Raw genomic sequence first — 21,640 nt, 5'->3', positions numbered from 1 at the left:
CATCGCCATCACACCCGAGTCGTCATAATCTGGTCGTCCTGCCTGGGGGAATTTGGGGTGGCCAAGGGTGGGGGAATTTGACCTGGCCATCGGGGTCTGATAATTTCGGAATGGTGGTTAGAAATGCAGTAAGTGAGTATGTGCAGAAGAAAAAACAGGCTCGTGCTGCTGCCTACTTCAAGTTCATTGGTGAAGAAAATTGCAAAGCTCTTGAGGCACATGCAATAAAAAACGGAACTGATTTAGAACAGGTGATCAAGGAAACATTGATCCAGAAATCAAAATATGTTTCCAAGCTGAATGGTGGTGGCTCAAATGGAAGTTGAATTTCACTATGATAAAAACACCCTGACCACTCAAGATGAATTACTGGTGTCAGTGGCAGACTTGAGGGATGTGATTCAAGCCTTCACCATTTCAAATGAGGTCCAGAGGCTTCAAGAACTTCAGTTGATCCTTGAATCAATCGTGAGAAAGAACAAGCTGCCTTCTGGCTCTTTAGGTGTTGAGTGATCAACCTGCAAGGTTCTACCGAGAGGACCCAAACGAGTTGGTCCTTTTCACTGACGTGCCCCACCTGCTATTGATGATCGTTTTCAACTTGCTAGAATTAATATATGGCTGGTTGCAAATTACAGCGATCAACTGAACAGCATTTATGAGTGATATGGGCACAAGCAATGCAACCAAGCCGCCCATGAATAAAAAAAGACTCCATGTAGGAGCCTGTTTCTTTGCACCCTGCTTGTCAGAGTGTTTTTGTGTTTAGTTGCATGTTGTGAATGCATTACCTAGACCATAGCTGTAGCAATTAATTGATCGTCTAGGTGCTGCTGATTGATTGACTACTTGCTGCCCGGTCAATGATGCAATCTCCATCCCTATGGCATCCTTTCTTGCTTTTGCTGCTGCTGCCTCATCCCACTTCCAATTATTCCATTTGTCCATTGCTTCTTTTGCTGCATCAGAATATTCTTGTCTCAATTTAGCTAGTTTGTCTTCCTTGCTGGGATTTTGTTGTGAATTGGTTTGAGATGCATTTCCAGAGTTATATAACCAAGTGTAATTATCATAATCTGGGTTGTAGTTTGTAGTTGTTGGGTTGTATCCGAGAGGTGCTAGATTGTGAATCGGAACATAGTAGGTGTCTTCTGCTTGTGCTATTGAGAACAAGCTAAGTAGAAGAATGGAAGCTGCAAGTTTTTTCATGATCTCTCCTTTTTCCAAAATCATAAGAAATGAAAAAAGGAAGTCAAATTTTTCGCTCTGCCAATTTAGTTCTATTTCATAGAACCTCTACGAGATTTCTCTTTGGTGACTGAGTCATCATCATCTTTGCTTAGATGATGATTAATTCATCCTCTTATTAAGATGACCTAGTCTTTGCGTTTTTCTAACGAAAAACGGCAAAGCCTTATCCCTTGCTGACTAGAAAAATCTCAGCAAATTTGAGTTCTAGTGCAATTCTGCCTTTGCCGTATCTTCATTCAATTGAAAACGGCCCATGAGGTTGTTAGTAACCTTTCCGAATCCTGGTTTCTTTCTACCAATCTAACGGTAGGGTGCAGGGTATCCAAGACCTTCCTTTTACAGAAGTAAGCCTAAACCTATAGTGCTCGCACCTCCCAACATCTGGCTTGTGGTAGGTTGGTATAAGTGACCTACCATCAGCAGCTTGAAAGAAGCTCTCCTATCCTTGGATAGAAGCATTTGTGCTATTGGGCTCGTTCATTTGGCTGATTGTGGCAACCTTTCACCTGTTGCCTGTCGGACTTACCTTATGCCGTATCGCTGCAAATTTGCCGCCAAACAAATCATTTATTGAGCCATGCTCTTTTCGTCACACAAATGACTGACTGAATACTTCCAGAATTTTGGGACTGCTTGTTGTGCGGGCCACAGGATTCTTCCTGGTTGCTAATTAATGCCCAATCACTCAAGTTCTGCATTTTGTTCATCGCTGTATGGTGCAACCAAGAACAAGCATTCTCAAAGCTCTGTCTTCTTCATAGGTTGACCGATGCTGAGTCAGGGGTCTTACGATTACTCTTTTTGCCCAAGGACATATAACACTTCAACCTATCTTTCAGGGCATAAAAAATGCCCTTGATTTTCACCAAGAGCAATTAAATAGATTCGGGTTGTTGACAATATCAAAAAATCAAATATGATTAAATCGTTCGTGGTAGTACACTTCTATGAAAAATTTTCGGATTGTCAAGAGTGTGCTGTTAGAAACCGGGTGGTGCCGAATCTAACGAAAAGAAAAAAGGCTAGTCGCAAGACTAGCCTTCTTCTTTTATGCAGCTTCATACCAAGGTTTTGAAGCATTAACGATTCTGACCACTATCAGCATAACAGGCACTTCAACCAGCACACCTACCACCGTTGCCAGTGCTGCACCTGATTGAAGTCCAAACAAACCGATAGCAACTGCAACAGCCAATTCAAAGAAGTTGCTGGCTCCAATCAATGCAGAGGGACAAGCCACACTATGCTTTTCTCCTGCCTTCCTATTCAACCAGTAAGCAAGTCCTGATGTGAAGAACACTTGCACAAGAATAGGCACTGCAAGCATGGCAATAATCGCAGGCTTCTCAACAATAGCTTGTCCTTGGTATGCAAACAGCAAGATCAGCATAACCAACAAGGCAGACATAGACCAAGGTGATAGCCGGTGCATCACTGCTTCAAAGTATGCCTCTCCACGACCGAGCAATGCTCTTCGTGCCAGTTGAGCCAAGATAACAGGCACCAAGATATAAAGGGCCACTGACAGCAGCAGTGTTGCCCACGGCACCACAATGGTGGACATGCCCAGCAGCAAAGCCACGATTGGAGCAAAAGCCACAATCATGATGGTGTCGTTCAATGCCACCTGTGAGAGTGTGAATAGTGGATCACCTCCTGTTAGTCGGCTCCAAACAAACACCATTGCTGTGCAAGGTGCAGCAGCCAATATGATCAATCCAGCGGTATAGCTTTCCAATTCACCTTGAGGAAGCCATTCGGCAAAAATCTTGCTGATGAAGAGCCATGCCAAGAATGCCATTGAAAACGGCTTCACTGCCCAATTGACAAACAGAGTGACTCCAATACCTTTCCAATGCTCACGAACTTGACCCATAGCCCTGAAATCAATCTTCATGAGCATGGGAATAATCATGATCCAGATCAGCACACCAACAGGGAGATTGACTTGAGCAACCTCCATGCTGCCTATGGTCTTGAACACATTAGGGAAGCTCTGACCTAAGAGAATTCCCACCCCAATGCACAAGCCAACCCATAAGGTTAGATACCGTTCAAACTTGTTCATTCTGCCTTCGTGGTGTTGGCAATGTTGGTCAGTTCTTTTTTGATGGCAGTGTTATCCAGCACCTTCAATGGCAGATTCACGAACAAACCAACACGAGTCAGCATGAGGCGGAATACCTTATCAAAGGCTTTTCGTTTCTCTTCATCAGTGCCTTCTACTGCTGCTGGATCTTCAAAGCCCCAATGTGCTGAGATAGGCTGACCAGGCCAAATAGGACAGACTTCACCAGCAGCATTGTCACAAACGGTGATGATGAAATCCATTTTGGGTGCATCTGCTGTAGCAAATTCATCCCAGCTTTTGCTTCTGAGGTTTTCAATCGGATATTTAACCGATTGAACCTTTTCAATGGCAAAAGGATTCACTTTGCCAGTGGGTGTGCTGCCAGCACTATAGGCATGGAAACGACCATTGCCCATTGAGTTGATCAGTGCTTCAGCCATGATGCTACGGGCTGAATTTCCAGTGCAGAGAATCAGCACATTGTAGGTTTTGTCAGTCACGGTAATACCTTTCTTGGTGAATTAGCAGCAGCTAGATTTATTTGAACTAGGAGCACAACAGGCAGCAGCAGCCTTTGGCTTGATGGCGGTTGCTACAGGTGCAGGTGTGCAGCAGGCAGAAGCAATACCTTGCTGCTCTTCCTTTTCATTGAAGGTGGGAATGGTGTCTAGTGTCTGGTAGCTTTCCCAAGCAATACCTTGAGGATCAACAGTCCAATGCTTATTGGACTTGGCATAGCAGCAGGCCGCACCTTCTTCTGTTTCAATAGGCAGTTCTGCTTTTGCCAAACGGCTATTCATTTCATGGAGTTCTTCAGCAGAATCAACCTGAAAGCCAAGGTGATCCAAGCCTGTTTCATCGGTGCGGCTGGAAATGGCAAAGTTGATTCTTGGGTCTTCCAGCATCCACTTTGCATAGTCGTTTTTCACAACAGCAGGTTCAGCATTGAAAAGTGCCGAATAAAAGCTGATGTTGTGTGCCAGATCGGCTACACGGATATGAACATGCATTCGTTTCATGACGGTTCCTTTTCCTTATCACTGGTTGCACAAGTGGGGTCGCAGACAGAAATGGGTGAGCAAGGATTGCCACCACAACAGTTCTCTGTGAGATAGCCAACAAGGTTGTTCATGGCAGAGAAGTCAGCGGTGTAGATGACAAAGCGACCTGCCTGCTTGGACTGCACCAGTCCTGCATGACTCAACTCTTTGAGGTGGAAGGACAAGGTGGCTGGTGGCACACCAAGCCCCTCACCGATCTTTCCTGCTGAAAGTCCTTCAGGGCCTGCCTGCACCAGTAGGCGGAAGGTGGCTAGACGTGACTCTTGAGCCAGAGCACCCAGCATGACAATGATGTTCTTCGTTTCCATATTTCTATGATAGTGGAAATGATGAGGAAGATCAAGCCAGCTTTGAGGTGTTGCTGATGGCACTCGTGGGGTGGCTTGGATAGGCTTAAGATTTGCCAAAAATTTGGCAAATATTTTTTTGTCAAAACCTATCTTATTGATTTATAGGGACAAAAATCAGTAAGGTGATTGGAGGCACCAAAAACAACCGCCGCCGAGCGTGATGGTTTGCTGTCTCATGGAAGTTTCCTTGCTCAGTGGATGTGCAGCGCCGCATTATGAATTGACGCCGCTGCGGGCGCTGGCTATATTACTAACCAGTCAGTCATTAACAGATGCAGTCCGAATCTTCCCCCCTTCCCGGCACGGTGGCCAAACGCGAACGGCGCAAGCAGGCGCGCCCCGGCGAACTCATCGAGGCCGCGCTGGATCTGTTTGTCGAAAAAGGCTTTGCAGCCACCCGGGTGGATGAGGTGGCGGCGCGTGCGGGGGTGTCCAAGGGCACGCTGTTTCTTTACTTTCCCAGCAAGGAAGAGCTGTTCAAGGCCGTGGTGCGCGAAAACATCGCGGGCCGTTTTGCCGAATGGACGCTGGAGCTCGACGCCTTCGAGGGCAGCACCGACGACCTGCTGCGCTACTGCTACCAGGTGTGGTGGGAGCGCATCGGCAGCACCAAGACCTCGGGCATCACCAAGCTCATGCTGAGCGAAGCCCACCATTTTCCTGAAATCACCCAGTTCTACCAGCGCGAGGTGATGGACCCGGGCCAGGCGCTGATCCGACGCATCCTGCAGCGGGGTGTGGACCGCAAAGAATTCCGGCCGCTCGACATGGACTACGCGGTGTACTTGGTGCTGGCCCCGATGATCTTTCTGATGCTGTGGAAGCACTCCATGGGCGCCTGCGTACCGGATGCCCAGGACCTGGACCCCGAAAAATACCTGGCCATGCAGGCCGACAACATCCTGCACGGCCTGTGCGCGGCTGCGCCCTCCTCCGGTCCTTCAACGACCCGATCGCCATGAAACGCTGGATTGTCTGGATGGCTGTTGCCACCATCGTTGTGCTGGTGGGCGGCGGCATCTGGCGCGCACTGGCCGCGCGGCAGGCGCAGCAAAAGGCCTTGGCCGAAGCCAGCGTGCAGGGCAAGGAAGCCATGCTGGACCTGGCGCCGGGCGAGCTGGTCACCGTGCAGCGCCAAAGCCTTGCCCTGGCGGTGCCGGTGTCGGGCGCGCTGCGCGCCGTGGAGTCTGCCATGGTCAGGGCCCGCGCGGCGGGCGAGCTGCAGGGCCTGACCCTGCGCGAGGGCGACAGCGTGCGCGCCGGGCAGGAAATCGCCCGCATCGACCCCACCGAGGCGCGGGCCCGTCTGCGCCAGGCCCAGCAGCAGGCCGATGCCGCCAAAGCGCAGGTGGATATCAGCCAGCGCCAGTTCACCAACAACCGCGCGCTGGTGGACCAGGGCTTCATTTCTGCCACGGCGCTGGTCACTTCGCAGGCCAGCCTGGAGGCCGCGCAATCGACCTACCAGGCGGCCCTGGCTGCTGCCGATGTAGCGCGCAAGGCGCTGGACGACACCGTGCTGCGCAGCCCTTTGACGGGCCAGGTGTCGCAGCGGCTGGCGCAGCCCGGCGAGCGCGTGGGGGTGGATGCCCGCATCGTCGAGGTGGTGGACCTGTCGCGGCTGGAACTCGAAGCCCTGCTGAGCCCGACCGACTCATGGGCCGTGCGCGTGGGACAAAAGGCCCGCCTGCGGATCGAGGGCGTGGCCAGCCCCATCGTGGCCTCTGTGGTCCGCATCAACCCCAGCGCCCAGGCCGGCAGCCGCACCGTGCCGGTGTACCTGGTCATCGAGCAGGGCGCGGCGATACCGGTGCTGCGCCAGGGGCTGTTTGTGCAGGGCGCGCTCGACACAGGGCATGCCGATGTGCTGGCACTGCCGCTGGACGCCGTGCGCACCGACAAACCGGCGCCCTACGTGCAGGCGGTGCAAAGCGGCCGTGTGGCGTATCTGCCGGTCAAGACCGGCCAGCGTGCCGTGGTGGGAGGCGAAACGCTGGTGGCGGTCGAGGGCGTGCCCGAGGGCACGGCGGTGGTGGCCGGGCGCATGGGCTCGCTGCGCGAGGGCACGCCTGTGCGCATCCACGACAACCGGTACAGCACGACCGCCACCCCGGCCGCAGCCTCTGCATCGCGCGCCGCACCGTAAGCAGCCATGTGGTTCACCCAGGTCAGCCTGAAAAACCCGGTGTTCGCCACCATGGTGATGCTCGCCATCGTGGTGCTGGGCCTGTTTTCCTACCAGCGCCTCAAGGTCGATCAGTTTCCCGACATCGACTTTCCGGTGGTGGTGGTCACGGTGGACTACCCCGGCGCTTCGCCAGAAATCGTCGAGAGCGAGGTCACCAAGAAGATCGAGGAAGGCGTCAACTCGATTGCCGGCATCAACGCCCTCACCTCGCGCAGCTACGAGGGCACGGCGGTCGTCATCATCGAGTTTCAGCTGCACATCGATGGCCGCAAGGCGGCCGAAGACGTGCGCGAGAAGGTGGCCATTGTCCGCCCCACCCTGCGCACCGAGGTGAAAGAGCCGTGCGTGCTGCGCTTTGACCCCGCCAGCCGTGCCGTGTGGTCGCTGGCCGTGCTGCCCGACGACCAGGCCGGGGGCACGGAGCGAAGCGCCGTGGAGCTGACCACCTGGGCCGAGCAGATCCTGAAGAAACGGCTGGAAAACGTGCGTGGCGTGGGCGCCGTGAACCTGGTGGGCGCGACCCGGCGCGAGATCAACATCTACCTGAACCCGCAGGCGCTCGAAGCCTTTGGCGTGACCCCCGACCAGGTGGTGGCTGCCGTGCGCAACGAGAACCAGGATTTGCCCGTGGGCGCCATCCGGTCCCTCGCCCAGGAGCGCGTGGTGCAGATCGACGCGCGCATGCAGCGCCCCGAAGACTTTGGCCGCATCATCGTGGCCCGTAAAAATGGTGCCCCCGTGCGGGTGGAGCAGGTGGCCCGCGTCAACGATGGCGCGCAGGAAGTTGAAAGCCTGGCGCTGTACAACGGCCAGCGCACACTGCTGCTGTCGGTGCAGAAATCACAGGGCGAAAACACCATCGAGGTGGTGGACGGCCTGAATGCCGCCGTGGCCGAACTCCAGCGCCAGCTGCCGCCTGGTGTGCGCCTGGCAACCATCGGCGACAGCGCCCGACCGATTCGCGTGGCCGTGAACAACGTGCGCCAGACGCTGATCGAGGGCGCCCTGCTCACGGTGCTGATCGTGTTTCTGTTTCTGAACTCATGGCGTTCCACTGTCATCACGGGCCTCACGCTGCCGATTGCGCTGATCGGCACATTTTTGTTCATGAACCTGTTCGGCTTCACCATCAACATGATCACGCTGATGGCGCTGTCGCTGTGCGTGGGCCTCTTGATCGACGATGCCATCGTGGTGCGCGAGAACATCGTGCGCCACGTGCAGATGGGCAAAAACGCCTACCAGGCGGCCATGGATGGAACGCAGGAAATTGGCCTGGCCGTGCTGGCCACCACGCTGTCCATCGTGGCCGTGTTCCTGCCCATCGGGTTCATGGGCGGCATCATCGGCAAGTTCTTCCATGAGTTCGGCATCACCATCGTGGCGGCGGTGCTGATCTCGATGTTTGTCAGCTTCACGCTCGACCCGATGCTGTCGAGCATCTGGCATGACCCCAGCATCCATGCGCATGGGCAGCGTACCGAGCCGGTCACGTTCTACGACAGGACCATCGGCCGCGTGACGGGCTGGTTCGACCGCGCCACCGATGCCCTGGCCGAAGCCTACCAGGGCATTCTGCGCTGGTCGCTGGTGCACAAGCTCGCCACCCTGGGCATCGCGCTGGCCATTTTTGTGCTGAGTGTCTTCATGGTGCCGTTGCTGGGCACCGAGTTTGTTCCCAAGGCCGATTTTTCGGAAACCACCGTCAATTTCTACACACCCGTGGGCTCGTCGCTCGAAGCCACCGAGGCCAAGGCGCGCCAGGTGGAGGGCATCCTGCGCGGGTTTCCCGAGGTGCGCTACACGCTGTCCACCCTCAACACCGGCACTGCGCAGGGCAAGATGTACGCCAGCATCTACGTGCGCCTGGTGGACCGCAAGGACCGCAGCCGGAGTGTGGACGCCATGTCGGGCGTGCTGCGCGAGCGCCTTCAGCAAGTGCCCGGCATCACCGTCACCCATGTGGGCCTGCTCGACCCGGTGGGTGGCCAAAAACAGGTGGAGTTTTCGCTGCAGGGGCCGGATCTGCAGGAACTGGAGCGCCTGACGAAAACGGTTTCCGAAAAGATCCACGGCATTCCGGGCCTGGTGGACCTCGACACCAGCGCCAAGCCCGACAAACCCGTGATCGCGCTCGATCTGCAGCGCGATGCGGCGTCGGACCTGGGGGTGTCGGTGGCGCAGCTGGCCGCCTCGCTGCGCACGCTGGTGGCGGGTACCACGGTGGGCAACTGGCGCGCGCCCGACGACCAGACCTACGACGTGAATGTGCGCCTGGCCCCCGAGGCCCGCACCACGCCGCAGGACCTGGAACGCCTGCCCTTTGCGCTGGCAGCCGCCGATGGCGGCACGCGCATCGTGCGCCTGAACCAGGTGGCACGGGTGAGCGAATCCACCGGCGCCAACCAGATCAACCGGCGCGACCTTACGCGCGAGGTGGCCGTGACGGCCAACGTGGCCGACCGATCGGCGGGCGAGGTGTCGAATGACATCAAGAAAGCGCTCGACAGCGTGGCCTTCCCCCCCGGCTACCGCTACCAGTTTGGCGGCTCCACCAAGAACATGGCGGAGTCGTTCGGTTACGCCATCTCGGCGCTGGTGCTGGCCATCGTGTTCATCTACATGATCCTGGCCAGCCAATTCAAGAGCTTCCTGCAGCCGCTGGCGCTGATGACCTCGCTGCCGCTCACGCTGATCGGCGTGGTGCTGGCGCTGCTGATGTTCCGCTCCACGCTGTCGATGTTCTCCATCATCGGGGTGGTGATGCTGATGGGCCTGGTCACCAAGAATGCCATCTTGCTGGTGGACTTTGCCATCCGTGCCCGGGCGGAGCATATCGACGATGCCGGCCACACCGTGCCCGGCCTGCCCCGCGCCGAGGCCCTGCTGCTGGCCGCCCGCGTGCGGCTGCGCCCCATTTTGATGACCACGCTGGCCATGATCTTTGGCATGGTCCCGCTGGCGTTTGCGCTGTCCGAGGGCTCGGAGCAGCGCGCGCCCATGGGCCAGGCCGTGATTGGCGGCGTGATCACCTCCTCGCTGTTGACGCTGGTGGTGGTGCCGGTGGTGTACTGCTACATGGACGATCTGGCCCGCTGGGCACTTGCCCGCCTGGGCCGTGGCCAGCCCGCGCCCGTGCCCCCTAAAATCAAGGGTTTGTCCTGACCCGTCTTCCCCTGGAGAGATTCCATGAACATGCCTCTGAACACGTCTGCCAACATCAGCGATCCCATTGAACAGGCCCGCTACAACATGATCGAGCAGCAGATCCGCCCCTGGAATGTGCTCGATGCCGACGTGCTGGAGCTGCTGTCGGTGGTACGCCGCGAAGACTTCGTGCCCCCGGCCTGCCGCAGCATGGCCTTCATGGACATCGAAATCCCCTTGCTGGGCAGCGACGCCAAGGAAGCCGTTCGCCTGGGCCACAGCATGCTGCAGCCGCGCCTGGAAGCACGCATGCTGCAAGGCCTGAAAATCTTGCCCACCGACCGCGTGCTGGAAATCGGCGCCGGTTCGGGCTACATGGCCGCGCTGCTGGCCCAGCGTGCCGAGAGCGTGGTCTCGCTCGAAATCGTGCCCGCGCTGGCCGAGATGGCGCAAGACAATCTTCAACGCGCCGGCATCGCCAATGCCCATGTGCGCGTGTCGGACGGCTCCCGCGATGCCGTGCCCGAAGGCCCGTTCGACGTGATCGTGCTCAGTGGCTCCGTGGCCAGCATTCCGCAGAACCTGCTGTCGATGCTGCGCGAAGGTGGCCGCCTGGCCGCCATCGTGGGCCAGGAACCTGTCATGCGCTTCACGCTGGTGCGCCGCACGGGCGAGCGTTTCGACACCACCCAGCCCTGGGACACCATCGCGCCGCGCCTGGTGGGCTTTGCCGAACCTTCGGACTTTTCCTTCTGATCTGGCGGCGAGGAGTTCTGGATGATCGACCATGTCCGCCCTGCGCAACTGTCCGCCTGGTTTGCGCAGGCCTACGCCGTGGGCCAGCCGCTGGTGCTGGACGTGCGCGAGCCCTGGGAATTGCAAACCGCCAGCGTGCGCACGGACGGGTTTGAACTGGTGGCAATTCCCATGGGGCAGCTGCCTGGCCGGCTGGCCGAGCTGGACCCTTCCCGCCCCCTGGCGTGCCTGTGCCACCACGGTGCCCGCAGCCTGCGCGTGGCGGCTTTCCTGGCGCAGCAGGGTTTTGGAACGCTGGCCAACATCACGGGCGGTATCGATGCCTGGTCCCGTGAACACGACAACAGCGTGCCGCGGTACTGAAACACATTGGCCCACCTTGTTCACGCCACCTCTTGCGCCCAGCACGACCTGAAGGACCTCCATGAACCTGCTTCGGCTACTTCCCCTGACATTGGCAATCACCGCTACCCTGGGCACGCCGGCGCAGGCACAGAGCTTGTCGCAGCTGGTGGACGCAGCGCGCGGTTACGACACGGTGTGGCAGGCCGCCAGGCTTCAGCTGGATGCAGCCTCCAGCCGCGCGGAGCAGGCCCGCGCCGGCTTGCTGCCCAGCGCGGGACTGTCCGCTGGTGTGTCACGCGCCAACACGGAAGTCAGCCGCCCCAAGGTAGATCTCAATGCCACCACACAGAATATGGGGGTCAACGCCTCGCAGCCGCTCTACCGGCCGGCCAACCGCATCAACTTCCAGCAGGGCCAGCGCGGCGTCGATGTGGCCCTTGCGCAGCTGGACGCCGCCACCCAGGATCTGCTGGTGCGCGTCAGCCAAGCCTACTTTGATGTGCTCGCGGCCCAGGACACACTCACCTTCGTGCAGGCGCAAAAAACGGCCGTCTCCGAGCAGCTGGCTTCCGCCAAGCGCAACTTCGAGGTGGGAACCTCCACCGTGACCGACTCGCGCGAGGCCCAGGCCCGCTACGACCTGGTCATCGCTCAGGAAATTGCCGCCGGGAACGACCTGCGCGTGAAGAAGCTGGCACTGGACCAGCTGGTGGGGGTGACCGGCACCCAGCCTCTGCCCCTGGTCCAGCCGGTGCCGCTGCCCACCGTGCAGCCCGACAACGTGGCGCAATGGGTGCAGACGGCGCAGGAGCAGCAGCCGGGCGTGCGCCAGGCCCAGATCGCCCTGGACATCGCACGCCTGGAGACCCAGAAGGCCGGCACCGGGCATCTGCCCACGGTGGATCTGCAGGCCGGCTACAACATCACGCGTAATCCCAACGGGACTGTCATCATGCCGGGGACGAACAGCCGCACCAACAATGCCAGCGTGGGCGTGGCCCTGAACCTGCCGCTTTTTGCCGGTTTTGCCGTGCAGAACCGCATCAAGGAAACGCTGGCCCTCGAAGAAAAGGCCGCGGCCGACCTCGAAACCGCGCGCCGCAACGTGGCGCAGGCCACCCGCGCCGCCTTCTTTGGCGTGCAGTCCGGCCAGGGCCAGGTGCAGGCCCTGGAAGCGGCCGAAGCCTCCAGCCAGAGCGCGCTCGACGCCAACAAGCTCGGCTACCAGGTGGGCGTGCGCATCAACATCGATGTGCTCAATGCGCAAAGCCAGCTCTATCAGACCAAGCGCGACCTGGCGCAGGCGCGCTACAACGTGCTGCTGGGCACCCTCAAGCTGCGCCAGGCGGCCGGCACTCTGGTGCAAGAGGACGTGGAAGCCATCAACCGCTTGCTGCAGCAGCCGTAGCCACCACACCGCCCCTGCCTGATGACAAGGGGCGCGCGCCTACAAGGTGTGGGTGACCAACCTGAAATCTGTGTCGTCTGAATAGGGCTTGACCACAAAGCCCAGGCTGCGCATGAGCTTGAGCATGCCGGGGTTGTTGGCCAGCACCAGGCCTTCCATCTCGGCCAGGCCCTTGTCGCGCGCCACATCCATGATGCTCAGCATCAGGCGCGAACCCAGACCCTTGCCATTGAAGTCGTCGGCCACCACCAGGGCAAATTCGCAGCTCGACTGGTCAGGATTGGTGACGTAGCGCGACACCCCCACGATGCGTTCGGTTTCGGTACTGTCGCCGTCGTCGCCCACCGTGCGTTCGCGGAATACGGCCACCAGCGCCATTTCGCGGTCATAGTCGATCAGGGTGAAGCGTGCCAGCATCGAGGCCGGCAGTTCCACCATCGACGAGATGAAACGGAAATACCGGCTTTCGGGCGACAGGTTCTGCACCAGTTGCTGCAGCATCTGCGCATCGTCGGGGTGGATGGGGCGCACCAGGTATTCACCGCCTCCGCGCATCGGCCACAGCTGTTCGTAGCGTGCGGGATACGGCAGGATGGCCAGGTGGCTGAAGCTGTCGGCCCGCCCGCCCGAGGTGTTGGCCGCGTGGTCGATGGCAATGCGCGCATCCACCGCCACGACGCCCTGCGCGTCCACGATGAGCGGGTTGATGTCCATCTCGCGCAGCTGGGGCAAGGCACACACCATTTCCGACACGCGCAGCAGCACCTGCTCCAGCGCGTCATGGTCCACCGCGCTGGCGCCGCGCCACTCGCCCAGCGTTTCGGCTACACGCGAGCGCTCGATCAGCCGGCGTGCCAGGAACTGGTTGAGCGGGGGCAGCTCCATGGCGCGGTCGTCGATCAGTTCGATCATGGTGCCGCCCGCACCAAACGTGATCACCGGGCCAAACGGGTCGTCGGTAACCAGGCCGATGCAGATCTCCCGCCCGCGCCGGGCGCCAGCCATGTTCTGCACCGTCACCCCGTTGATGCGCGCCTGCGGCTGCAGGTGTGCCACGCGCTGCACCATGTCGGTGTAGGCATCGCGGGCCGCGGTGCCACTGTGGATATTGAGGGCCACGCCGCCCACGTCGGATTTGTGGCTGATGTCGGGCGAGTCGATCTTCAGCGCCACCGGAAAGCCCATCTGCGTGGCGATCATCATGGCTTCGTGCGCGCTGCGTGCCAGGATGGTCTTGGTCACAGGAATGTGGAATGCCGCCAGCAGCGTCTTGGACTCCATCTCGGTCAGCACCTTGCGCCGCTCGGCCAGCACGCTTTCGATGACCAGGCGCGCGCCCTCGATGTCGGGCTTGGCCAGCGTGGACAGCGGTGGCGGTGTCTGCTGCAGCAGTTGCTGGTTCTGGTAGAACGAGGCGATGTTGCCAAAGGCCCCCACGGCGGCCTCGGGCGTGCGAAAGCTCGGGATGGCGGCCTCCAGCAAGATGGCGCGCGCCGGCACCACCGAGGTGTCGCCCATCCAGCAGGCCAGCAGCGGCTTGCTCATGCTGCGCTTGACCTCGGCCAGTGCGGTGGCTACCGCACTGGCGTCCGAGCCAGCCTTGGGGGAATGGATGGCCAGCACGCCATCCACCTGCCGGTCCTGGCAGGCAGCCTCGATGGCCAGGCGATAGTGCTCGGCGCCGGCGTCTTCCGACAGGTCGATCAGATCCGACAGCGACGCCAGGGGCGGCAACCGGGGCGCCAGCGCACGCGCCGTTTCGGGTGACAGCTTGCCCAGGCTCAGCAGGATCTCATTGACCCAGTCGGCCGCCAGCACGCCGGGCCCGCCGCCGTTGGTGACGATGGCCAGGCGCTTGCCCACCGGCCGATAGCGCGAAGCCAGGCACTTGGCCGCCGAGAACAGCTCGACGAACGAGCGCACGCGCACCGCGCCGGCGCGGCGCAAGGCGGCGTCGAACACATCGTCGCTGCCCACGATGGTGCCGCTGTGCGTCTGGGCGGCCTCATTGCCCGCCGGCTTGCGCCCGGCCTTGAGCACCACCACCGGCTTGGCATTGGCGGCCGAGCGCAGCGCGCTCATGAAACGGCGGGCATTGGAGATGCCTTCCATGTAGACGACGATGCTCTGCGTGCGCGCATCGTGGGCCAGAAAGTCGAGCACCTGGGCAATGTCCACGTCGGTGTTCGGCCCCAGCGACACCACGGTCGAGAACCCCACGGCGTTGTTGCGGGCCCAGTCCAGGATCGACGCCGTGAGCGCGCCCGACTGGCACACCAGCGCCAGCGAGCCATCGCGCGCCAGCGGGCCGGCCGCGCTGGCATTGAGCTGCAGGTGCGGCCGCTGGAACCCGAGCGAATTGGGGCCCAGCAGGTACAAGCCCTCGCGGCGCGCAATTTTCTTGAGGCGGGCGGCCTGGTCCGCATCCATGCCGCTCGACAGCACCAGCGCCGCGCGGCAGCCGATGCGCCCCGCCACTTCCAGCGCAGCCGGCACTTCGGCGGGCGGCAGCGCGACGATGGCCAGATCGGCCTTTCTTTGCGCCAGGTCGGCCAGCGTGCCGCTGGTGTGGGTATCGACAAACTGCAGGCTGCCGGCAAAGCGCTGCGCGCGCAGGGCCGGATGCAGCGCTTGCGCATACGAGGTGAGATTTTCGGGTTCGTCGGCCTTGCCCGCCAGTATGGCAATGGAAGCGGGTGCAAAAAGCGGCGTGAGGTAGTGTTTGTCCATGGGTCTTGCAGCGGCGTCGGGCCGCCCATCAATGATCAGCCAGCGGTGGGAGGAACTGTGGCACAGCTGCGGGCGTGTCGGCACAAAGCCGAGTACGCAAGGTGACATTTCCGGCAGGCACGGGCCTGAAACACAGGTGCTGGCCCGGCATTTTGTGCCCCCGCTGCGTGCCGTTTCATGGCGCCGCAGCAAGGCCCAGCAGGGCCGCGATGGCGGCGGCGGTCAGCCGCGCTGCGCCGCGATGCTGCTGCATGAATTCCTGGGCCAGGTCGCGGGCGACGGCCAGCCGGGGGGCGTCGGTGGCCAGGTCACAGGCCAGCGCCACCCCCTGCCCGATATCTTCCACGCGGTGCGCCACGCCCTGTTCACAGGCCAGCGTGGCTGCCTCGGCAAAGTTGAAGGTGTGTGGCCCCACCACCACGGGGCAGCCGCAGGCAATGGCCTCGATCAGGTTCTGCCCGCCCAGCGGCGCAAAGCTGCCGCCGAGCAAGGCCACATCGGCCAGGCTGTAATACAGCACCATTTCGCCCAGGGAGTCGCCCAGCCAGACATCGGCGGGCTCTGGGCCGTCGGCCCACTGGCGGCGGCTCGATACGGTCAGGCCGGCGCTGCACAGCAGCTGCCGCACTTCGGCAAAGCGCTGGGGGTGGCGCGGCACTACCAGCCACTGCACCGTTTTATCCGTCGAATTTGCTTCACTATTGATAGCTGCTTGCGCTTTTTTCTCAACCGCTGGAGTGCTTTTTTGCTTCAAGGCAGCCAGCCACATCGATTCTTCACCGTCGCGGCTGCTGGCCAGCATGACCACGGGCCGGGCACTGCCTGCGCGCCATGCACGCCCCCTTGCCCGTTGCCCGGCATCGGGCACCACGTCGAACTTGAGGTTGCCAAACACACCCTGCACCGGCGCGCCGATGGATTGCAGGCGCTCGGCATCGGCATCGGTCTGGGCCCAGACGGCCGCCAAGCCGCCATAGGCCGGGCGGGCCAGCGCCGCCAGCCGCAGCGACTTGCGCAGGGATTTTTCATTGAAGCGAGCATTGGCCAGTACCAGCGGTATGCCACGCTGCCGGCAGCCCGCCACCAGGTTGGGCCAGACCTCGGTTTCCATGAGGATGCCGATGGCAGGCCGGAACTGGCGCAAGAAGCGGCGCACTGCCCCCGGCGTGTCCCAAGGCTGCCATACCTGCACATCGCCCGGTAACAGCAGTTTCTCACCCTCGGCCCGGCCCGTGGCGGTGCCGTGGGTGAGCAGCAGGCGCATGCCGGGCAGCTGCCGGCGCAGCTCCGCCAGCAAGATGGCGGCGGCCCGGGTTTCGCCCAGCGATACGGCGTGGATCCACACAAAGCGGCCCAGCGGGTCGGTGCTGCTTTGCGGAATCAGGCTGTCGATAGGCCGTGCATAACGGCCAAAGCGCTCGCCCACCGCGTGGCCGTAGCCGGGCTCGGCGACGGCGCGGCGCCGCAGTTTGCGCCGCAGCAGCGGCTGGGCGGCCCAGGTCAGGGCGGAATACAGCCAGAGTGCGAGGCTCATCTCTGCGTTCCAGGATGCCGCATGCCACCCGGATCGGATGAAACTGGCGCGGCCCAAGGCCGAGGCAGCCAAGCAAGGGCCGCCCCGCAGCGAGGGCTGCGTCCCCCTGCCCGCAGCGCGCAGCGCTGCGAGAGCGGGGGGAAGGCGCGAAGCGACTCAGGGGGGTGTTTCACTTCAGTGCACCGCGCTGCCCACCTGGGCATCGGGCTTTACACGGTGCAGCAGGGCCAGCATGGCCGCCTCGATGCGGGCCAGCGCCTCGGGCGTGTGGCCCTCGAAGCGCAGCACCAGTACAGGCGTGGTGTTGCTGGCGCGGATCAGGCCAAAGCCATCGGGCCAGTCCACCCGCAGGCCATCAATGGTGTTGATCTGCGCCGGGGCCGCAAAGCTCTCGGCGGCCAGTGCCTGCAGCTCGGCCGTCAGACGGTGCGGCTCGCCTTCGGCGCAGGCCACGTTGAGCTCGGGCGTGCTGAAGCTGGTGGGCAGGCCGTTGAGCACGGCGCCCGGGTCGGCGCTGCGCGAAAGGATTTCGAGCAGGCGGCAGCCGGCATAGGTGCCGTCATCGAAGCCGAACCAGCGCTCCTTGAAGAAGATATGGCCGCTCATTTCGCCGCCCAGGGGCGAGTTGAGCTCTTTCATGCGCGCCTTGATCAGCGAGTGGCCTGTTTTGTACATCACCGGCTGGCCGCCTGCGGCGGCAATGGCCGGCGCCAGGCGCTGGGTGCATTTCACATCGAACAGGACGGGCGCGCCTGGCACGCGGCTGAGCACATCCTGCGCGAACAGCATCATCTGGCGGTCGGGGAAGATGTTGCTGCCATCGCGTGTGACGATGCCGAGGCGGTCGCCGTCGCCGTCGAAGGCCAGGCCCAGTTCGGCGTCGCCGGCCTGCAGGGCGGCAATCAGGTCGCGCAGGTTTTCGGGTTTGCTGGGGTCGGGGTGGTGGTTGGGGAAGTTGCCGTCCACCTCGGAAAACAGTTCGGTCACCTCGCAGCCCAGCGCGCGGAAGATGGCCGGGGCCGAGGCACCGGCAATGCCGTTGCCGCAATCGACCACGATCTTCAGGGGGCGGGCCAGCTTCACATCGCCAGTGATGCGCTGCGCATAGGCCGGCAGCACATCCACATGGCGCACGCTGCCGCCGGGCAGCAGCTGCCAGCTCTCGGCCTCCATGGTGTGGCGCAGGGCCTGGATTTCGTCGCCATAGATGGCACGGCCGTTCAGCACCATCTTGAAGCCGTTGTAATCGCGCGGGTTGTGGCTGCCCGTGACCTGGATGCCGCTGGCGCACAGCGTGCTGGCCGCGAAATACAGGAGCGGCGTGGTGACCAGGCCCACGTCGATCACCTCGATGCCGGCCTCCACCAGGCCGCGTACCAGGGCGCTGCTGATGGTCGGGCCGGACAGCCGGCCATCGCGCCCCACGGCCACCGTGGTCTGGCCTTCGGCCCGCGCCGCGGTGCCAAAGGCCCGGCCCAGGCCCAGGGCCACTTCTTCATTCAGGGTGGAGGGGACGATGCCGCGGATGTCGTAGGCCTTGAAGATGGCAGGTGTGGGTTGCACGGGAGGGTCTTTCGCTGGGAGAGAGGTCGAATGTTCGCTGCATTGTAGGGGTGCCCTCACCACCGCCCTTGCATTGCAGGCACAGGTCCGAAAACGGCCAGTTCGGCTGGCGCGGCAGGCCTATCATGGCCCCCATGACCTTGCCCGTACCACGCCCCGCCACACCGGCCGACACCCTGATCGATCCATCGATCGACCTGCCGGCCGATGACGGCTGCTACCGCGCCCTGCAGGCCCGGGATGCGCGCTTTGACGGGCGGTTTTTCACCGGTGTCACATCCACCGGCATCTATTGCCGCCCGGTCTGCGCCGTGCGCACGCCGCGGCGCGAAAACTGCCGCTTCTTCACGCTGGCCGCACAGGCCGAGCGTGCGGGTTTTCGGCCCTGCCTGCGCTGCCGGCCCGAGCTGGCACCCCAGGCGCTGGTGTGGTCGGTGCAGGACGCCAGCGGCATCCTGGTGCAGCAGGCCGTGCGGCTGCTCGATGCCCCCGAGGCCTGGTCCACGGGCGATGAGCGCGGCGCCACGGTGGCGCGGCTGGCCGCCCGCCTGGGCGTGAGCGACCGGCACCTGCGCCGTATCTTCGAAGCGGCCCTGGGGGTGTCGCCGCTGCAATACCTGCAGACGCGGCGGCTGCTGACGGCCAAGCAGCTGCTGACCGACACGCCCATGCCTGTCACCCAGGTGGCCCTGGCCAGCGGTTTTGCCAGCGTGCGCCGTTTCAATGCCGCCTTTGCCGGGCACTATGGCCTGAACCCGACCCAGTTGCGTCGTGGCGGCGTCCGGCCCGCGGGCGAGTCCACAGACGTGGCAGTGGCCACGCTGCGGCTGGCCTACCGACCGCCGCTGGATGTGCCGGCCCTGCTGGATTTTTTTTCCCGCCGCCAGTTCCTCGGCGTGGAATGGGCGGGCGACGCCGCCACTCCGGTGCTGCGCCGCACGGTGCGCCTGCAAAGCCAGGGCGCTGCCGGGCCACAGGCGCATTGCGGCTGGCTGGACGCCCGCTTCGACCCCGCCCGCCACCAGGTGCTGGTGCAGACCAGCGACAGCCTGTACCCCGTGCTGCCGCAGGTGATACGCCGTGTGCGCGCCATGCTCGACCTGGACGCCGAACCGGCGGCCATCAACGCCGTGCTCCACCCCTTTTTCCCCGAGGGCGATGGCTTGCGCGTGCCCGGCGCCTTCGATGGCTTCGAGCTGGCCGTGCGCGCCGTGCTGGGCCAGCAGATCACCGTGGCGGCCGCGCGCACGCTCGGGCAGCGGCTGGTGGAGCGCTTTGGCGAGCCCATCGCCACGCCCTGGCCCGAACTCACCCGGCTGTTTCCTGCCCCTGCGGTGCTGGCGCAGGCGACCGGCGAGGCGCTGGGGCAGCTGGGCATCGTGCGCCAGCGCCAGGCAGCCATCGTGGCGCTGGCACAGGCGGTGGATGCAGGCCAGCTGCTGCTGCAGGGCGGCGCGGATGTGGCCACCACCACGGCGGCGCTGTGCGCCCTGCCCGGCATCGGCGACTGGACGGCGCAGTACATCGCCATGCGCGTGTTGCGCTGGCCCGATGCGTTTCCGGCCGGCGACGTGGCCCTGCAAAAGGCCATGGGCGTGCAGGCCCAGCCCCAGCCGGCCCGCGCGGCCGCCCAAGCCTCGCGGGCCTGGCAACCCTGGCGCAGCTATGCCGTGGTGCGTGCCTGGGCGGCGGGCAGTCATGCGAATGCTATTAAATAAATAGCTATTAACGCTTATTCCGCAAGCGATTGATGATAATTTCACCTAAACTCTTATGACCATGCAATTTCACCCCGCTACCGTGCAGACCCGCACCGATACCCCCTTGGGCACCGTGCGGCTGGCCGCCTCGCCCCAGGGCCTGGCCGGCCTGTGGTTTGATGGCCAGCGCCATCTGCCCGCGCAACTCGACGGGCCCCATGCCTGGCCGCAAGACCCGCAGCACCCGGTGCTGGTGGCGGCTGTCGACCAACTGCAGCAGTACCTGCGCGGTGAGCGCACCCGGTTTGAGTTGCCGCTCGACCTGACGGGCGGCACACCGTTCCAGCAGGATGTATGGCGTGCGCTGCTGTCCATTGGTTGCGGCCGCACCACCAGCTACGGCGCGCTCAGCCAGCAGCTGGGCCGCCCGGCCGCCGTGCGCGCCGTGGGGGCCGCCGTGGGGCGCAACCCCGTCAGCGTGGTGGTGCCCTGCCACCGGGTGCTGGGCAAGGATGGCGCCCTCACGGGCTACGCCGGCGGCCTGGACCGCAAGAGCGCGCTGCTGCAGCTGGAGGGCGCTGCGCTGCGTCCGGCGCAGGCGCTGGCATGAGCGCGCCGGCCACCCAACCCGTTTCGGCCTGGCTGGGCGAGTTCCTGCTGCTGGCGGCCCTGTGGGGGGCGTCGTTTCTGTTCATGCGGCTGGGGGCGTCCGAATTCGGGCCGCTGCCCACGGCCGGGCTGCGCGTGCTGCTGGCCACGGTGTTCCTCTGGCCCCTCCTGCTGTATCAGGGCCAGTGGCCGCAGCTGCGCCGGCACTGGAAGCCGGTGCTGCTATCGGGCGTGGTCAATTCCGCCATCCCGTTCGCCCTGTATTCCTGGGCGGTGCTGCACATCACCACGGGGCTGGCCTCGATTCTCAACGCCACAGTGCCGCTGTTTGGCGCCCTGGTCGCATGGGTCTGGCTGGGCGACCGCATCAACCGCCTGCGCTGGCTGGGCCTGGGCATCGGTTTCGTGGGCGTGGCGCTGCTGGCATGGCGTGCACCAGGGGGCGCTGGCATCCAATCGGATGCAGCACCCTGGGCCATTGCCGCCTGCCTGGGGGCCACCACCTGCTATGCCGTGGCCGCCAGCTTTGCCCGGCGCTACCTGGCAGGGGTGCCGCCACTGGCTGCAGCCACGGGCAGCCAGCTCGGGGCGGCGCTGGGGCTGTTCGTGCCCATGCTGTGGTTCTGGCCCGCCACCATGCCAGGGCTGCGCGCCTGGGCGGCCATCGTGGCCATCGCCATCCTCTGCACGGGTATTGCCTACATCCTCTACTTTCGCCTCATCGCCCACGCCGGCCCCAGCCGCGCGCTGGCCGTGACGTTTCTGGCGCCGGTGTTTGCCCTGGTGTACGGCGCGGTGTTCCTGCATGAGGACATCACGCCCTGGATGATCGGCTGCGGGCTGGTCATCGTGTGCGGAACCATGTTGTCCACCGGCCTGATCGGGGCCGCACGCGCCCCCGCGCAGGCCGCGAAACGGACCTAAACT

General features: G+C 62.5%; 19 protein-coding genes. 11 read left to right on the top strand and 8 right to left on the bottom strand.

From position 1 onward, the window contains the following. Both BLW02_RS19945 and BLW02_RS12235 read left to right on the top strand, forming a co-directional pair. The coding region (locus tag BLW02_RS19945) for a hypothetical protein (protein WP_159433786.1) at nt 1-326 on the top strand (326 nt) is incomplete at its 5' end. Then, nucleotides 316-513 (top strand): hypothetical protein, encoded by a 198-nt coding sequence (locus tag BLW02_RS12235; RefSeq protein WP_139285369.1) that lies wholly within the window; start codon nt 316-318, stop codon nt 511-513. The genes BLW02_RS19945 and BLW02_RS12235, both read left to right, overlap by 11 nt. Before the next feature lie 252 nt (nt 514-765). On the opposite strand, the gene BLW02_RS19685 is transcribed toward BLW02_RS12235, so the two are convergent. The 5 genes from BLW02_RS19685 to BLW02_RS12215 all read right to left on the bottom strand — a co-directional run bounded on the left by BLW02_RS19685 (nt 766) and on the right by BLW02_RS12215 (nt 4,691). After that, a complete protein-coding gene (locus BLW02_RS19685; protein ID WP_139285368.1) occupies nt 766-1,209 on the bottom strand; it encodes a hypothetical protein in 444 nt (147 codons plus the stop codon). 1,090 nt (nt 1,210-2,299) lie between these two features. After that, nucleotides 2,300-3,319, bottom strand: coding sequence for an ACR3 family arsenite efflux transporter (gene arsB, locus BLW02_RS12230; RefSeq protein ID WP_092698953.1), 1,020 nt, complete (start codon nt 3,317-3,319; stop codon nt 2,300-2,302). Beyond that, complete coding sequence (locus BLW02_RS12225; RefSeq protein WP_092698951.1) at nt 3,316-3,822, bottom strand: arsenate reductase ArsC; 507 nt, start codon at nt 3,820-3,822, stop codon at nt 3,316-3,318. The genes arsB and BLW02_RS12225 overlap by 4 nt, the downstream gene beginning before the upstream one ends. A 21-nt stretch (nt 3,823-3,843) precedes the next feature. Continuing rightward, on the bottom strand, nt 3,844-4,341 hold the full coding sequence (locus tag BLW02_RS12220; RefSeq protein ID WP_092698949.1) for an ArsI/CadI family heavy metal resistance metalloenzyme: 498 nt from the start codon (nt 4,339-4,341) through the stop codon (nt 3,844-3,846). Continuing rightward, a complete protein-coding gene (locus BLW02_RS12215) occupies nt 4,338-4,691 on the bottom strand; it encodes an ArsR/SmtB family transcription factor (RefSeq protein WP_092698947.1) in 354 nt (117 codons plus the stop codon). The genes BLW02_RS12220 and BLW02_RS12215 overlap by 4 nt, the downstream gene beginning before the upstream one ends. 314 nt (nt 4,692-5,005) lie before the next feature. On the opposite strand from BLW02_RS12215, the gene BLW02_RS12210 reads away from it, so the two are divergent. The 6 genes from BLW02_RS12210 (at nt 5,006) to BLW02_RS12185 (ending at nt 12,577) form a co-directional block, all read left to right on the top strand. Beyond that, nucleotides 5,006-5,695, top strand: a complete 690-nt coding sequence (locus tag BLW02_RS12210) for a TetR/AcrR family transcriptional regulator (RefSeq protein WP_092698945.1) — start codon at nt 5,006-5,008, stop codon at nt 5,693-5,695. Continuing rightward, nucleotides 5,692-6,879: an efflux RND transporter periplasmic adaptor subunit gene (locus BLW02_RS12205; RefSeq protein WP_092698943.1), complete on the top strand. Its 1,188-nt coding sequence runs from the start codon at nt 5,692-5,694 to the stop codon at nt 6,877-6,879. Before BLW02_RS12210 ends, BLW02_RS12205 begins: the two co-directional genes overlap by 4 nt. Nucleotides 6,880-6,885: 6 nt before the next feature. Then, nucleotides 6,886-10,086 carry an efflux RND transporter permease subunit gene (locus tag BLW02_RS12200; RefSeq protein ID WP_092698941.1) on the top strand — a complete coding sequence of 1,067 codons (3,201 nt, stop codon included), beginning with the start codon at nt 6,886-6,888 and terminating at the stop codon, nt 10,084-10,086. Between the two features lie 24 nt (nt 10,087-10,110). Then, complete coding sequence (locus BLW02_RS12195) at nt 10,111-10,824, top strand: protein-L-isoaspartate O-methyltransferase family protein (RefSeq protein WP_092698939.1); 714 nt, start codon at nt 10,111-10,113, stop codon at nt 10,822-10,824. Nucleotides 10,825-10,845: 21 nt separating this feature from the next. Beyond that, a complete protein-coding gene (locus tag BLW02_RS12190) occupies nt 10,846-11,187 on the top strand; it encodes a rhodanese-like domain-containing protein (RefSeq protein ID WP_092698937.1) in 342 nt (113 codons plus the stop codon). A gap of 61 nt (nt 11,188-11,248) precedes the next feature. Further along, nucleotides 11,249-12,577, top strand: a complete 1,329-nt coding sequence (locus BLW02_RS12185; protein WP_092698935.1) for a TolC family outer membrane protein — start codon at nt 11,249-11,251, stop codon at nt 12,575-12,577. A gap of 39 nt (nt 12,578-12,616) precedes the next feature. On the opposite strand, the gene BLW02_RS12180 is transcribed toward BLW02_RS12185, so the two are convergent. The 3 genes from BLW02_RS12180 to BLW02_RS12170 all read right to left on the bottom strand — a co-directional run bounded on the left by BLW02_RS12180 (nt 12,617) and on the right by BLW02_RS12170 (nt 18,404). After that, a complete protein-coding gene (locus BLW02_RS12180; RefSeq protein WP_092698933.1) occupies nt 12,617-15,307 on the bottom strand; it encodes a bifunctional acetate--CoA ligase family protein/GNAT family N-acetyltransferase in 2,691 nt (896 codons plus the stop codon). Between the two features lie 175 nt (nt 15,308-15,482). Continuing rightward, a complete protein-coding gene (locus BLW02_RS12175) occupies nt 15,483-16,841 on the bottom strand; it encodes a 3-deoxy-D-manno-octulosonic acid transferase (RefSeq protein ID WP_092698930.1) in 1,359 nt (452 codons plus the stop codon). Nucleotides 16,842-17,015: 174 nt separating this feature from the next. Further along, a complete protein-coding gene (locus BLW02_RS12170) occupies nt 17,016-18,404 on the bottom strand; it encodes a phosphomannomutase/phosphoglucomutase (RefSeq protein ID WP_092698928.1) in 1,389 nt (462 codons plus the stop codon). A 134-nt stretch (nt 18,405-18,538) separates the two neighbouring features. Here BLW02_RS12170 and BLW02_RS12165 point away from each other — a divergent pair, with 134 nt between their 5' ends. The 3 genes from BLW02_RS12165 to BLW02_RS12155 all read left to right on the top strand — a co-directional run bounded on the left by BLW02_RS12165 (nt 18,539) and on the right by BLW02_RS12155 (nt 21,637). Next, nucleotides 18,539-20,122, top strand: a complete 1,584-nt coding sequence (locus BLW02_RS12165; RefSeq protein WP_092698975.1) for a DNA-3-methyladenine glycosylase 2 family protein — start codon at nt 18,539-18,541, stop codon at nt 20,120-20,122. Between the two features lie 61 nt (nt 20,123-20,183). Continuing rightward, entirely contained in the window at nt 20,184-20,714 is a 531-nt protein-coding gene (locus BLW02_RS12160) for a methylated-DNA--[protein]-cysteine S-methyltransferase (RefSeq protein ID WP_092698973.1), read from the top strand. After that, nucleotides 20,711-21,637 carry a DMT family transporter gene (locus BLW02_RS12155; RefSeq protein WP_092698926.1) on the top strand — a complete coding sequence of 309 codons (927 nt, stop codon included), beginning with the start codon at nt 20,711-20,713 and terminating at the stop codon, nt 21,635-21,637. Before BLW02_RS12160 ends, BLW02_RS12155 begins: the two co-directional genes overlap by 4 nt. Nucleotides 21,638-21,640: the final 3 nt, after the last annotated feature.

The organism is Acidovorax soli (assembly GCF_900107605.1).
Taxonomy (GTDB): domain Bacteria; phylum Pseudomonadota; class Gammaproteobacteria; order Burkholderiales; family Burkholderiaceae_C; genus Acidovorax; species Acidovorax soli.
The sequence above is the reverse complement of the archived record's forward strand: the minus strand, read 5'-3'. Positions and strand labels throughout refer to the sequence as shown.